This is a genomic window from Nonomuraea sp. NPDC004580, from assembly GCF_040609855.1.
Lineage (GTDB): Bacteria > Actinomycetota > Actinomycetes > Streptosporangiales > Streptosporangiaceae > Nonomuraea > Nonomuraea salmonea.
The window spans coordinates 88,344-101,193 of record NZ_JBEXLH010000024.1 but is presented as its reverse complement, the minus strand read 5'-3'; the positions used below and the strand labels follow the sequence as shown (position 1 = coordinate 101,193).

Annotated in this window: 15 protein-coding genes; 8 read left to right on the top strand and 7 right to left on the bottom strand. The window is 71.7% G+C overall.

All coding sequences use genetic code 11. From position 1 onward, the window contains the following. Nucleotides 1-79: 79 nt before the first annotated feature. Nucleotides 80-505, bottom strand: coding sequence for a nuclear transport factor 2 family protein (locus tag ABZW11_RS24440; RefSeq protein WP_355421095.1), 426 nt, complete (start codon nt 503-505; stop codon nt 80-82). A gap of 48 nt (nt 506-553) precedes the next feature. Then, nucleotides 554-1,444, bottom strand: a complete 891-nt coding sequence (locus tag ABZW11_RS24435; protein ID WP_355421091.1) for a LysR family transcriptional regulator — start codon at nt 1,442-1,444, stop codon at nt 554-556. Between the two features lie 112 nt (nt 1,445-1,556). Here ABZW11_RS24435 and ABZW11_RS24430 point away from each other — a divergent pair, with 112 nt between their 5' ends. The 4 genes from ABZW11_RS24430 to ABZW11_RS24415 all read left to right on the top strand — a co-directional run bounded on the left by ABZW11_RS24430 (nt 1,557) and on the right by ABZW11_RS24415 (nt 5,178). Then, nucleotides 1,557-2,417 carry an NAD-dependent epimerase/dehydratase family protein gene (locus ABZW11_RS24430; RefSeq protein WP_355421088.1) on the top strand — a complete coding sequence of 287 codons (861 nt, stop codon included), beginning with the start codon at nt 1,557-1,559 and terminating at the stop codon, nt 2,415-2,417. An 11-nt stretch (nt 2,418-2,428) separates the two neighbouring features. Next, nucleotides 2,429-3,415 carry a DMT family transporter gene (locus ABZW11_RS24425; protein WP_355421085.1) on the top strand — a complete coding sequence of 329 codons (987 nt, stop codon included), beginning with the start codon at nt 2,429-2,431 and terminating at the stop codon, nt 3,413-3,415. After that, a complete protein-coding gene (locus ABZW11_RS24420) occupies nt 3,376-4,449 on the top strand; it encodes an amidohydrolase family protein (protein WP_355421082.1) in 1,074 nt (357 codons plus the stop codon). Before ABZW11_RS24425 ends, ABZW11_RS24420 begins: the two co-directional genes overlap by 40 nt. A 108-nt stretch (nt 4,450-4,557) precedes the next feature. Next, a complete protein-coding gene (locus ABZW11_RS24415; protein ID WP_355421079.1) occupies nt 4,558-5,178 on the top strand; it encodes a TetR family transcriptional regulator C-terminal domain-containing protein in 621 nt (206 codons plus the stop codon). A 9-nt stretch (nt 5,179-5,187) separates the two neighbouring features. Here the strand turns inward: ABZW11_RS24415 and ABZW11_RS24410 are convergent, their stop codons facing one another. Then, nucleotides 5,188-5,823 carry a transcriptional regulator gene (locus tag ABZW11_RS24410; protein ID WP_355421076.1) on the bottom strand — a complete coding sequence of 212 codons (636 nt, stop codon included), beginning with the start codon at nt 5,821-5,823 and terminating at the stop codon, nt 5,188-5,190. Further along, nucleotides 5,820-6,200 (bottom strand): DNA-binding protein, encoded by a 381-nt coding sequence (locus ABZW11_RS24405; RefSeq protein WP_355421073.1) that lies wholly within the window; start codon nt 6,198-6,200, stop codon nt 5,820-5,822. The genes ABZW11_RS24410 and ABZW11_RS24405 overlap by 4 nt, the downstream gene beginning before the upstream one ends. A gap of 56 nt (nt 6,201-6,256) precedes the next feature. Here ABZW11_RS24405 and ABZW11_RS24400 point away from each other — a divergent pair, with 56 nt between their 5' ends. Both ABZW11_RS24400 and ABZW11_RS24395 read left to right on the top strand, forming a co-directional pair. After that, nucleotides 6,257-7,324 (top strand): PEP/pyruvate-binding domain-containing protein, encoded by a 1,068-nt coding sequence (locus tag ABZW11_RS24400; protein WP_355421070.1) that lies wholly within the window; start codon nt 6,257-6,259, stop codon nt 7,322-7,324. A gap of 101 nt (nt 7,325-7,425) precedes the next feature. Next, nucleotides 7,426-7,692: a hypothetical protein gene (locus ABZW11_RS24395; protein ID WP_355421067.1), complete on the top strand. Its 267-nt coding sequence runs from the start codon at nt 7,426-7,428 to the stop codon at nt 7,690-7,692. On the opposite strand, the gene ABZW11_RS24390 is transcribed toward ABZW11_RS24395, so the two are convergent. Together ABZW11_RS24390 and ABZW11_RS24385 are read right to left on the bottom strand one after the other, a co-directional pair. Further along, a complete protein-coding gene (locus ABZW11_RS24390) occupies nt 7,687-8,139 on the bottom strand; it encodes a MarR family transcriptional regulator (protein ID WP_355421064.1) in 453 nt (150 codons plus the stop codon). The genes ABZW11_RS24395 and ABZW11_RS24390 overlap by 6 nt on opposite strands. Nucleotides 8,140-8,238: 99 nt before the next feature. Then, complete coding sequence (locus ABZW11_RS24385; protein ID WP_355421061.1) at nt 8,239-8,676, bottom strand: nuclear transport factor 2 family protein; 438 nt, start codon at nt 8,674-8,676, stop codon at nt 8,239-8,241. A 75-nt stretch (nt 8,677-8,751) separates the two neighbouring features. Between ABZW11_RS24385 and ABZW11_RS24380 the strand changes: the two genes are divergently transcribed. Beyond that, a complete protein-coding gene (locus ABZW11_RS24380; RefSeq protein ID WP_355421058.1) occupies nt 8,752-9,633 on the top strand; it encodes a LysR substrate-binding domain-containing protein in 882 nt (293 codons plus the stop codon). 70 nt (nt 9,634-9,703) lie between these two features. On the opposite strand, the gene ABZW11_RS24375 is transcribed toward ABZW11_RS24380, so the two are convergent. Then, nucleotides 9,704-10,435 (bottom strand): SDR family oxidoreductase, encoded by a 732-nt coding sequence (locus ABZW11_RS24375; protein WP_355421056.1) that lies wholly within the window; start codon nt 10,433-10,435, stop codon nt 9,704-9,706. A gap of 171 nt (nt 10,436-10,606) precedes the next feature. On the opposite strand from ABZW11_RS24375, the gene ABZW11_RS24370 reads away from it, so the two are divergent. Further along, entirely contained in the window at nt 10,607-12,643 is a 2,037-nt protein-coding gene (locus ABZW11_RS24370) for a right-handed parallel beta-helix repeat-containing protein (protein ID WP_355421053.1), read from the top strand. Nucleotides 12,644-12,850: the final 207 nt, after the last annotated feature.

Below are 12,850 nucleotides of genomic sequence, written 5' to 3'. Positions count from 1 at the left end.
TTCACCGGAGCGGCGGCGGACCCGTGCCGGACCCGCCGCCGCACGTTCGAGCTCGGCCCGCGAGCTGCTGAGGCGGTCGTCAGCCGCGCTTGGCGGGGTCCCAGCCGTGGCCCCAGCCGCCCTGGACCATGGTCTGGAAGGCCCAGCCGTCCTCGGTGCGCACCAGCAGGTCGGCGTAGTGCATCTGGTGGTCCTGGCCGTCGATCGTCATCGTGGCCTCGGTCTCCACGACGACCAGGTTCGGGCTGAGGAAGCGCGGGGTGCGGGTCGAGCGCAGGTCGAGGCCGGCGGTGCCGCCGCCCATGGACTGCTGCATCGCCTCGACGTACTCGGCTCGCGTCCACTGGCGGACCGCCGCGTGGCCGTCGGGCACGTCGGTGGCCACGTTCATCGGAAAGACCGCCAGGTCGGCCAGCTGCTCGATCGCGCCCTGCTCGGCCAGCGCGTCATAGGTGGCGAACCATTCCTCGATGCTCTTCAGTTCCTCGGTGGTGGGCTGGTACATAGGGGTCCTCCTCCATAAGCCGTACGTCGTACCGTACACCATACGGGATCAGAATGCACGCTCGTGATGGATGTGCTGGGGGAGCAGGTCCATGAAGGCGTAGAGGGCCCGGGTCGGCTTGCGGCGGGCTGAGCGGATCACGCTGAGGGTCCAGGACAGCTCCGTGTCCAGAGGCAGCGCTCGCACGCCGGGGCCTGCGGGGAACGCCTCGGGCAGGAGTGCCACGCCGAGGCCGTGGGCGACGTACTCGGGGATGGTGGTGACGTCGGAGACCTCGACCGTCACCTGGCGGCTCAGCTCGGCGCGGGCGAAGGCTTCGTCCACCACCTCCCGCTGGCCGAAGCCCGGCGGCATGTCGATGAACGGCTCCCCGGCCACGTCGGCGAGGCCCACGGCCGCCCGCCCGGCCAGCGGGTGGTCCTCGGGGAGGAGCAGGCGCAGGTCGTACTTCTTGATCGGGCTGACGTGCAGGTGCTCGTCGCGGAGTTGGCGGCCGACGAAGGCCACGTCCATGCGGCTGTCCTTGATCTGCTCGGCCAGCCCTGCGGTGCCGCGCCGCGACATGGCGAGGCGCAGCCGCACCCCCGGATGCCTGCGGTGGAAGTCGCCGGCCAGGGCGGGGACGTCCACGATGGTCATGCTGGTGAGCAGGCCGACGGTGAGGCTGCCGCGCAGGCCGGCGGAGACCGGCTCGACGGCGGCGCGGGCCCGGTCGAGCGCTTCCAGGGCGGCTCCGGCTTCGGGGAGGAACGCCGCGCCCGCCTCCGTGAGCTGCACCGAGCGGGTCGAGCGGGTCACCAGTTCGACCCGCAGCTCGCTCTCCAGCGCCTTGAGGCCCGCCGACAGCGTCGACTGGGTGACGTGGAGGCGCTGGGCGGCGCGGGTGAAGTTCATCTCCTCCGCGACCGCGATGAAGTACTCCAGTCTGCGCTGGTCCACACACGCCTCCATTGATCGAGATCAGCGATGGCAGCATCGAGATTCTTCGTTGGGCACGATAGGTGAGCGTCGGTGAAAGTGGCCAGGACGGCACTTCCACGAAGGACGATTCATGCGTGTACTTCTCACCGGCGGCACCGGCTACATCGGTAGGGCGGTCCTCGGCCGGCTCATCAGCGAAGGCCACCGGGTCACCGCACTGGTCCGCGACCCGGGCAAGGCGGAGGCCGTACGCGCGCAAGGGGCGGACCCCGTCATCGGCGACCTGGCCGACGGCGCGACGGTGCACCGGCTCGCCGGCGCCGCCGACGGCGTCATCCACCTGGCCTCACCGGGTGACGACAGCAGTGCGCGGATCGACGACACGGCGGCCACGCACATCATCGCCGCACTGACAGGCAGCGACCGGCCGTACGTCCACACCGCCGGCGTCTGGGAGCACGGGAGCGGCGCCGCCATCACCGAGACGAGCCCGATGAACCCGCCGCGCCTGACGGCCTGGCGGGTGCCGATCGCGGAGCGGGTGCTGTCCGCGCCGGGCGTGCGGAGCGCGGTGGTGGCTCCCGCCGTGGTCCACGGTCACGGAGGCGGGCTGCTCAATGTCGTGGGCGCGGGGCCGAGGACCGGCGGGGCCCTGACCATGATCGGGCACGGGGACCAGCATTGGAGCACCGTGCACGTGGACGACCTCGCCGCCCTCTACGTGCGGGCCCTGGAGAAGGCGCCGGCGGGCTCGTACTTCATCGGGGCGAGCGGCGCGAACCCCACCGTCCGCGAGATCACCGAGGCGGTGAGCCGGGCGATCGGCCTGTCCGGCCGGGTCGCGCCCGAGCCGGTGGTCCAGACGCTGGAGCGGCTCGGGCTGCTCGGCGAGGCCCTGCTGCTCGACCAGCAGGCCACCGGGGACGCCGCACGGCGCACCCTCGGCTGGGCCCCGGAACACCCCACGATCATCGACGACATCGCGCCATGACGCGGCCATGGATGCGTTCGCCCGCCCTGCCCGTGCTGGCGGCCGTCGCGGCCGGAGCGGTCGTCCCGGTGCAGTCCCGGGTGAACGCCGAACTGAGCCACCGGCTCGGCGACGCGGTCGGCGCCGCCGCCATCAGCTTCACCGGCGGCGCGGTCATCATGACCGTGCTCGCGCTCTGCCTGCCGCGGCTGCGCCAGGCGCTTCTGAGCCTGCCGCGCGTCACGCGGGAGCGCCGCCTGCCGCGCCGCTACCTGCTGGCGGGGCTGCTGGGCGGGACGTTCACGCTGGCCCAGTCGACGACCGCGCTGATCACGGGCATCGCGGTGTTCACGGTGTCGGCCATCGCGGGACAGACCCTCGGCGGGCTGATCGCCGACGCCCGGGGCATCGGCGGCGTGCTCCGGCAGCGGCCCGGTGCCCATCGTCTGGCGGGTGCGGCGCTCACCCTGGTGGCCGCCGTCGTCTCCGCCCTGCCCGGGCTCTCCGGCGCCCCGGCCACGGTGCTGCTTCCCGCGCTGCTCGCCGTGGCCGCCGGTCTGCTGCTGGGCCTGCAACAGGCCATGAACGGCGCCACCGGGGCGGCGGTGGCCTCCCCGCTCGCCGCCACCTGGGTGAACTTCGCCGTCGGCGCGGTCTTCCTCGGCCTCGCCTGGACCGTGCAGACCCTGGTCTTCGGCCTCGGCGGCCACCCGCTGCCCACGCAGTGGTGGGCCTACCTCGGGGGCGCGTGCGGCGTGGTCTTCATCGCGACGTCCGCCCTGCTCGTCCGCAGGATCGGCGTGCTGCTCCTGGGTATGGCGTCCATCGCGGGACAACTGCTGAGCTCCGTCGTCCTGGACGCCGTCCTGCCCTCGGGCGACCACGCGCCGGGAGCGTTCACCGTCGTCGGCGCGGTCCTCACCTTCGCGGCCGTCTGGATCGCCGCCCATCGCAAGCAGGAAAGAAAGGAAGAACCACGGTGCCCCACGACCGCATCCTCCTCAAGGGCGCGTATCTGATGACCCAGGACGAGCGGCTCGGCGACCTCCCCGGGGACGTCCTCGTCGCCGATGGAAGGATCCAGGAGATCGGCCCTGACGTCCGGGACGAGCAGGCCCGCGTGATCGACGGCTCCGGCACCGTCGTGCTGCCCGGCTTCATCGACACCCACCGGCACAACTGGCAGGGAGCGCTGCGCGGCCTGGGCCCCGCCTGGACCTACGAGGAGTACCGCAGCCGCGTCCAGATCGGGCTCGGCCAGCACTTCGAGCCCCGCGACGTGCACATCGGCAACCTGGCGGCCGACCTGCTGTCCATCGACGCCGGCGTGACCACGGTGCGCGACGAGTCGCACATCAGCAACAGCCCCGAGCACACCGACACCGCCATCGCCGCGCACTGGGAGTCGGGCATCCGCGCGGTGTTCGACCACGGGTGGCCGTCGACGGAGGCCGAGGCATGGCAGTTCGGCAGCGACCGTACGCATCCGGACGACATCCGGCGCGTACGCCACGACGTGCTCACCGACGACACCGCCCGCGTCACGCTGAACGCGATGCTCCGCGGCCCAGAACTGTCCACCCCCGAGGTGGCCGAGCACGACATCCGGCTCGCCAGGGAGCTCGGGCTGCGCATCAGCATGCACGTGGGCCTGGGGGAGTGGGGCGCCAAGCAGCAGGCGATCCGCAGGCTCGCCGGCTCGGGGCTGCTGGGCTCCGACATGACGTTCATCCACTGCTGCACCTCCACCGACGAGGAGCTCAGGATGCTCGCCGCCCACGGAGCCACGGCGTCCGTGGCGTCCGCGCTGGAGGTCTTCATGCCGGGGCTCGGCCACGCGAACCTGCTGCCGGCCACCGACCCCGCGGCCGCGATCGTCGCGAACGCTCACGCGGGCAACGTGGACACGGTGATCGTGGCCGGTCGCGTCCTGAAGGAGGGCGGCGTGCTCAAGGGCGGGGAGACGGTGTTCGAGCAGGCGGCGGCGTCGCACGACCGGCTGTTCCGCGCCGCCGGCCTCAGCCGGCCCGGGGCGGCGCGTGTGAGCGGGTGATTCAGCGGATGCGGTCGAGCAGGGAGCCCCCGCTCTCCGGGGCGAAGGGCGCGCCGGTAGCGCGAGCATGCTGAATAGAACGTAGCATGAGCGTGCTATAAAGGCAGGGTGCCGAAGATCGTGAATGCGGGGGAGCGGCGGCGGGCGGTCGCCGAGGCGGTGTTCCGTGTGGTCGGCCGTGACGGCCTGGAGCAGGCGTCGCTGCGCAACGTCGCGGCCGAGGCCGGGCTGGCCATCGGGTCGGTGCGGCACTACTTCGACGGGCACAACGAGCTGATGGTGTTCGCGATGCGGGAGATGTCCGCGCGCGTGATCGCCCGGCTGGACGCCCACGCCGAACGCCTCATGGACCCGTCGGCGCCGCCCACCCCCGACGAGCAGCGCGAGATCGCCGTCCGCATGCTGGCCGAGCTGCTGCCCCTGGACGACGAGCGGCGTACCGAGGTCATCGTCTGGTTGTCCTTCGCCGCCGCCGCGCGCACCAGGCCCGAGCTGCGCGCGCACGCCGACGAGCTGTACGACGGCCTGCTCGCCCTCACCACCCGCATCCTCGAGGGCGCCCGCCGGTCGGGGCGGCTGCGCCCGGACCGCGACGTCGCCCTGGAGGCGCGCCGGCTGTGCGCGCTGCTCGACGGGCTGGCCATGCAGGCCGCGTTCCATCCCGGCCGGCTGGACGCCGACACCATGCTCGCCGTCCTGCGCACCCACCTGGCCGCGCTGGCGCCCTGAAAAGCGGGGTCAGACCTCCGTGCGCCGGTCGATGCCGAGCGTCGCGATGAGGTCCTCGTGGAGCTGGAACCAGACCCGGTGGCAGGAGTCGATCTCGCTGCCGTCCACCCAGCCGGCCTCTCCGGCTCGCGCTCGGGCCAGGGCCGCGGCGAAGCGGATGTCGTACCCGCGCAAACGTGACAGGACGCGCCCGAGCCGGTCGGACAGCGGCGTGAGCGCGTCCGAGAGGGCGGCGAGCTCGCCGAGGACGCGGGCGTCCCAGGCGGGGTCGGAGTGGTCGTTGGCGGCGAGCCGGTCGCCGGGAGCGGGCCGGAGCTGCCAGTCGGTGCAGGCCTGCTGCAGGCGGGCGTTCAACGGGAGGAACGCGCGGTAGACGTCGCGGACCTCGTCCGTGCCGCCGGCGTCGGCGAGCTCGGCCGCGAGCCGGCGCTCGTTCTCCGTGCGACCGCGTTCGGTCAGCGACCAGCCCCCGGTGCCGGCGAAGGCGGAGCGGCCGACCCAGCCGCGCGCCTCGGCGTCGCGCAGCAGCTCCTCCGTCTCGGCCGCGTCGAGCCCGTAGCGCCGGGCGAGCTCCGGGGTGTCGGCGAAGCCGAGCACGCGTACGGCGTGCAGCACCAGCAGGTCGGGTACGGAGTCGCGGGTCACGAGCCGGTGTCCTGTCGCGCGGTCAGGCGGGTGTAGTGCTGCTGGCACGCCTGGGGGGAGTTGAAGCCCATCGCGTCGGCCATCTGCGCCCAGGTCAGGCCGGCGCTGCGGGCGATGAACAGCAGAGCGGACTCCAGCCCTTCGGCCTCGGCGCGGGCGGCGGGCAGGAGGGCCAGCGCGTCGAGCACGTCGTCCTGGTCGAGGTCGCCGTGGCGCCAGACGGCGAACTGGACGAGGTCGATCGCCGACGGCGGCACCGGCGAGGGGCGCCACGGGCGGGGGTCGAGCGCGTCCGCGCCGAGGCGCAGGAGGCGTTCGCGGGCCTCCTTCTCGCGGTCGGCCTGGGCGTCGTCTCCCTGCCGTGGGTTGCGTGACATGCCAGTCATGGTCCACCATCAATAAATTGTTGTCAATCTTTTGTTGATGAGGGCTGATGATCGTACCCCTGAGGGCGGCTGTTGCTGTGACGTGCGGAGGCAAGGCGGGGGCGCTCGGCGCGCTGCTGCGGGCGGGGCTGCCGGTGCCGGACGGGTTCGTCGTGCCGTTCGCCGATCCTGGTGCGGAACTGCGGCCGGCGGTCGAGGAGCTCGGTGACGCGCCCGTCGCGGTGCGCTCGTCCGCCTCGGACGAGGACACCGCGCACGCTTCGGCCGCCGGACAATACGAGAGCTTCCTCGCCGTACGGGGGGCCGACGCGGTGATCGAGGCCGTACGTGCCTGCCGGGCCTCGCTGTTCGCCCCGCGCGCCCTCGACCACCAGGGCGACCGCGCCATGGCCGTCCTCATCCAGCGCCACGTGGACGCCGACGTGTCCGGCGTCATGTTCACCCCCGCAGATCCGGGCGACCCGACCCGCATCGAGGCGTCATGGGGGCTCGGCCCCAGCGTCGTCGGCGGCACGGTCACTCCCGACACCTACCTCGTCGCCGAGGCGGTCACGCGCACCATCGCCCGCAAACGCACCCGCCTGGACCGGCGGGGCGGCGAGCTGGTCACGTCCGGGGTGCCGCTCGGTGCCCGCGATCGGCCGGCGATCGACGACGCGACCGCCAGAGCGCTCGCCGGCCTGGGCGGGATGATCGCCGCCGTACGCGGCGGCCCGCAGGACGTCGAATGGGCGATCGCCGGCGGCCGTACCTGGATCCTCCAAGCACGCCCGATCACCGCCGCACCCCCACCGCTCACCTCGGCCGCACTGAACGGAATGCCGGGCAGTCACGGCGTCGCGACCGGCACCGCGCGGATCGTCCGCGGCCCGGACGACTTCGCGCGCGTGCGTCCTGGCGACATCCTCATCTGCCCCTTCACCGACCCCGCCTGGACGCCGCTGCTGCGCATCGCCGCCGGCGTCGTCACCGAGACCGGCGGCGTGCTCTCCCACGCCGCGATCGTCGCCCGCGAGCGCGGCATCCCCGCCGTCCTCGGCATCCAGGACGTCACGAACACCCTCCACGACGGCGCCACCATCACCATCGACGGCACCACCGGCACCGTCACCTGACGAAGGCGTGCAGGGCGTCGAGCAGGCAGGCGACGTAGGCGTCCCGTACGTCCTGCGCGTGGGGTGGCGGGCAGGCTCACCTTCCGGTTGGCCTGCACCGCGTGCTGTACAACTGCCTTCTGCTGACCGGACAGGCCGAGGCGGTGGCCGTCCGATCGCGTGACGGGTCGTGCCTCGTCATCGTGGATCAGCAGGTCGTCCAAGTGGATCGGCCAGCGCTTCACTCCTCCCGGCGTCTGGTCGCGCTCGCCGCCGGCGCGACGATCGCCCGTCCCGGTCTGTGGCGCTGGTTCGCGGCCGGAAGTGTGGAGGCGTACGCGCTCAGCGCGCCGGCCTGGCGGCGCATCGTGCGCGGGCCCGCGTCATGACGACCGGCGGGCCAGGTCGCCGGTGGCGTCCTGGCCGGCGTCGGTGGTGCGGCGGAGGAAGTCGGCGAGCAGGTCGAGATCGGCGTCGGCGTACTGCTCGCAGATCTCGTCCATCTTCGAGCTCATCCCGCCATAGAGCTCGAAGAGCTCCGCGTTGCGCTCCCGGTTGGCGCGGACGATGACGGCGCGGCGGTCGGACGCCGCCGGGTCGCGGTCGCGGGTGACCCAGCCGGCGCGCTGCAGCCGGTCGAGGATGCCGGTGATGGTGGCCGGGTGCAGGCCGGCGCGGCGGGCCAGCGCGGTCGGGCTGAGCGGGCCGTGCCGGTTGACGACGTCGAGGCAGGACAGATCGACGTCCTTGAGGCCCGCGTGGGCACCGACCTGGTGGTTGAGCAGCGAAAGCTGGATGCTCAGGGCGCGCAGCGACTCCTTGATCTCATTGGTCACCCGGCGCCGCGATCGCGCCGGCTCGGCTGCCTCCGAGGACGTCATACGGTGGGCCTCCCGCGCGAATGAATATGGCCCACGTACTGTATGTGACTCACATCATGCGGGCGCCGAGCCCGGCAGCGGGCTGGAGTCGGCGTACCTGACCTCGTAGACGCGTTCGGCGAACTTCCAGCCGTCGGGCGTGCGCTCGTAACGGTCGTGGTAGACGGCGTGGTTCAGGTGGGAGCCGCCGTCGCGCATCCGCCCGAACTCCTGGATGTACGACCGCCCGGTCGCGGTGTCACCGTCGATCCTGATGACGCCCGGGTGGACGTTCTGGACGAAGAACTCCCACAGGCCCTGCCCCCACTCGACGCCGGCCCTGATCGCCTCCCGGCCGGCGAACTCCCTGCCGATGTGCGGCCACCGCACCACGCACTCGAGCGTGAACAGGGACTCGACGCGGTCGTAGTCGCGCGTCATCACGGCGTCGGTGAGCTCGCCGCGCAGGGCCTCGATCTCGACGCGGTCGGCGATCGCTCGCATGTCGTTCATGGCTCCAGCATCGGAGCCGGCCCCGGAGAGAACAACGTAGGCTTCGTGCGGCGATCCATGACATGGGGGTTATCGGTGGAGCTGAGGGACATCGAGATCTTCCTGACGCTCGCAGAAGAGCTGCACTTCGGCCGCACCGCCGAACGACTGCACGTCTCGCAGGCCCGCGTCAGCAAGGCCATCGCCCGGCAGGAGCGGCGGCTCGGCGTGGCGCTGTTCGAGCGCACCAGCCGCCGCGTGGCCTTGACCCCGGTCGGGCGGCGGCTGCGCGAGGACCTGGCGCAGGCGTACGACCTGCTCCAGCAGGGCCTCGCCCGGGCCGAGGCGGCGGGCAGGACACTGCGTCTCGGGGTGTTCGGCCACGCCGGGTACGAGCTGCGCCCGCTCATCGACGCCTTCCGCGCCCGCCACCCCGGCGGTGACGTGCTCTTCAGCGAGGTCACCGGCGCCGACCCGTTCGCCGCGCTGCGCGCGGGAGAGGCCGACGCCCACGTGCTGTGGCTGCCGGTCGCCGAACCCGATCTCACCGTCGGCCCCACCGTGCTCACCAGCGGGCGCGTGCTGGCGGTGGCGGCCGGGCATCGGCTCGCCGGACGCGGCGGCGTGTCGCTGGAGGACCTGGCCGGCGAGCGGGTCGCCGACCTCGGCCCCGCGGCCCCGGAGTATTGGCTGGAGTCCATGGTCCCCGCCCGTACGCCGTCGGGCCGCCGCATCCCGCGCGGGCCCGCCGCCCGGACCTTCAACGAGATCCTCACCCTGGTCGCCGCCGGGCACTGCGTGCACCCGCTGGGCGAGCTCGCGGCCCGCTACAACAACCCGCCGGGCGTCGTGTTCGTCCCGATCCACGACGCCCCGATCCTCAGGTTCGCCCTGGTCTGGCCGTCCGTCGCCGACAGCCCGGCGGTCCGCGCGCTGGCACGGACCGCCGCCGCCCTCGGGCCCGTCGCGATGGGCTAGGCCGCGCCGCGGAAGGCGGTGGCGTTCCGTGTATGAAATTCATATTATATGAGCTTCATACAAGATGGCGTCAGACGATGCCCGCCCGGATCTCGTCGTACAACCGGGTGGGATCCTCGGCCAGCGACTTCTTGACGTGCACGCTCCATGCGTCGGCGAGCACCTCGGCCGCTCCCGCCTCGATCCCGTCCAGGCCGGCCCGCACGGCCTCGGCGGGGTCGCCCTTCGGCCCGTCGTAACCGGCGCTGAAGTCGGTGTCGACCGCTCCCAGATGCAGCGCGGTCACCAGCGTGCCCGGCAGCTCCAGGCGCACGCCGTTCGTCAGTGCCCACTGGGCGGCCTTGGTGGCGTGGTAGCCGTTCGTGCCCGGGTAGGCGTGCCAGGACTGCGCGGACAGCACGTTCAGGATCGCGCCGCCGCCGTTGGCCGCCAGCGCCGGGGCGAACGCGCGTACGGCGGTCAGCGTGCCCCAGAAGTTCGTCTCCATCTCCGCGCGGATGGCCGCCGGGTCCGTCGTGAGGAAGTACGTGGAGTGGCTGACTCCGGCGTTGTTCACCAGGAGCGTCACGTCGGTCGCCGTGGCGGCCGCGGCCAGGACCTGCGCCTCGTCCGTGACGTCCAGCCGCAACGGCACGACGCCGGGCAGGTCGATCGTCTCCGGGCGCCTGGCGGTCGCGTACACGCGGGCCGCGCCGCGGTCCAGGAGCTGACTGGCGAAGTGGCGGCCCAGGCCGCGGTTGGCGCCGGTCACGAGCGCCACCGCGCCCTCGATGCGGAAACCGTTCAGGTTCTCTGTGCTCATGTGAGCACGCTAAGACCTACCGCTGACGTCAGGGTCAAGTCCTGGGGAGGTCGGGACGAATCGGTCGGACATTCGCCGACGATTCGGCTGACTGCTATTGATCTTGACCGTTACCCTTCACCGTCAACAACGTTTCGTAGAAGGGAAGCTTTCATGCGACACCCTGTTGTCGTGAGTGCGTTACTCGCCCTGGTGACCGGCGCCGGCCTGCTGGCCGGACCGGCCACCGCCGCGGTGGCCGACGACAGCGCGGCCGGTGGCTGGTACACCGAACTGCCGGACACCATGAAGGTCTGCGACAACGCGACCTGGCAGGACGGACCGGCCGGCGCACCGCAGGGCGCCATCGTGGTCCCGGCGGGCGACAACACCGGCTTCGACTTCGGCCAGAGCGGCACGACCTACTGGTTCGCCCCGGGCACCCACACCCTCGGCGACGAGCCGTACAGCCAGATCAACCCCGGGGACGACAGCGTCTTCCTGGGTGCTCCCGGCGCCATCCTGGACGGCCGGAACAAGAACCAGTACGCCTTCTCCGGCGCAGCCGCCAACGTGCGCATCGCCTACCTCGAGGTCCGCAACTTCGGCCGCGGCAAGGACAACAACAACGAGGGCGTCATCAACCACGACGCGAGCAGCGGCTGGGTGATGGAGCACCTCTACGCGCACCACAACGACGGCGCCGCGGTGTTCCTCGGCAACGCCAACACGATCCGCAACAGCTGCCTGAAGGACAACGGCCAGTACGGCATCAGCATGTACCGGCCGCAGGTCGAGGGCGACGCGGCGATCAAGGACATCGTCGTGCACAACAACGAGATCTCCGGCAACAACCAGGACGACTGGGAGGCCGAGATCGAGGGATGCGGCTGCACCGGCGGCGTCAAGTTCTGGGACGTCGAAGGCGCCACCGTCACGCAGAACTACGTCCACGACAACCTGAGCGTCGGCCTGTGGGCCGACACCAACAACATCGACTTCCTCTTCGACCGCAACTGGATCGAGGGCAACGAGAGCATCGGTCTCTGGTACGAGATCAGCTACAACGCCACGATCACCCGCAACGTCTTCAAGCGCAACGCCTGGGTCACCGGCAACGACAACCAGGGCTCGCCGGCGCCGGCCATCTACATCTCCGAGTCGGGCGGTGACGCGCGCCTCGCGAGCGCCACCAGCGGCAGCACCGATCTGAGGATCAGCGACAACTACTTCGAGGACAACTTCTCCGGCATCTCGATCTTCGAGAACGCCAACCGCTTCTGCAACTCCAACGGCAACACCAGCAAGACCTACTGCACGCCGTTCGTCGCTCCGACGGTGATCCCGCAGCCGTACGACTTCGAGTACCCGAACCCGATCAACGACGCCCACCCCTGCTACACCTCGATCGCGAACGAGCCGCAGCGCACCGACTGCCGCTGGCACTCGCGCAACGTGAAGGTGACGGGTAACGAGTTCCGGTTCGACCGTTCGGTCGTGCCCTGCGCCGGCACCTACTGCGGCGTCCAGGCCCTGTACGCCCAGGGCGCCGACAACATGCCGTGGGCGCCGTACACGGTGGCGGAGATCCAGCAGAACATCATGTTCAACGCCGGCAACAGCTTCACCGGCAACACCTACGTCGGCGACTGGAAGTTCGCCAAGGGCTGGGGCGAGACGATCTCCTGGGACGCCTGGCGCTCGGCCCCGTACAACCAGGAGGCCGGCAGCACCTACAACGGCTCTACCGAGGAGCCGCCGGTGCCCAACGCCCTCGACGCCGACACCTCGACCCTCGAAGGCTCGATCGGCCAGTGGTCCGCCTGGTACGGCAGCTCCGTCGAGCGGTCGGCCGACGCGGCCCACGAGGGCGACTACGGCCTGCGCATCGCGGTGACCGAGGCGAACGGCTGGGGCGTCGCCCTCGGCAACTGGCCCGGCTTCGGGACCAGGGCCGGCGCCAAGCAGATCAGCTTGTGGGCCCGGCAGGGCACCCCCGGGATCGCCGGCGCGACGCTCAGCGTGCTGTGGCGCGACTCCGAGCAGGAACTGATCCGCACCGACGAGATCCCGCTGAGCGGCCTGACGGCGAGCTGGAAGGAGTTCACCCAGCAGCTCACGGCCCCGTCGGGCACCGCCGCCGTCTCACTGGAGCTGGTTGGCGAAGGCGCCGCCGGCGAGTCCCTCCACCTCGACGACATCGTGCTCGCCGACCAGGAGAACGCCTAGAAGAAGGGGGAACGGGCGCCCACCACCCGTTCCCGCCCTTGTCAGCGCAGTCCTGGCGATCGGCTCGTGGTCGCCGGGACGACCCAGCGGTGCCATTCTCCTTGAACACCCGGGCGAGCGCCTCTGTAGCCTGCCCGTCATGCGGTCCAGGCGTGCGTGAACGACCTTGGACGTCTCAACCTCACATCCCGTCGATTCCCTCGCGCG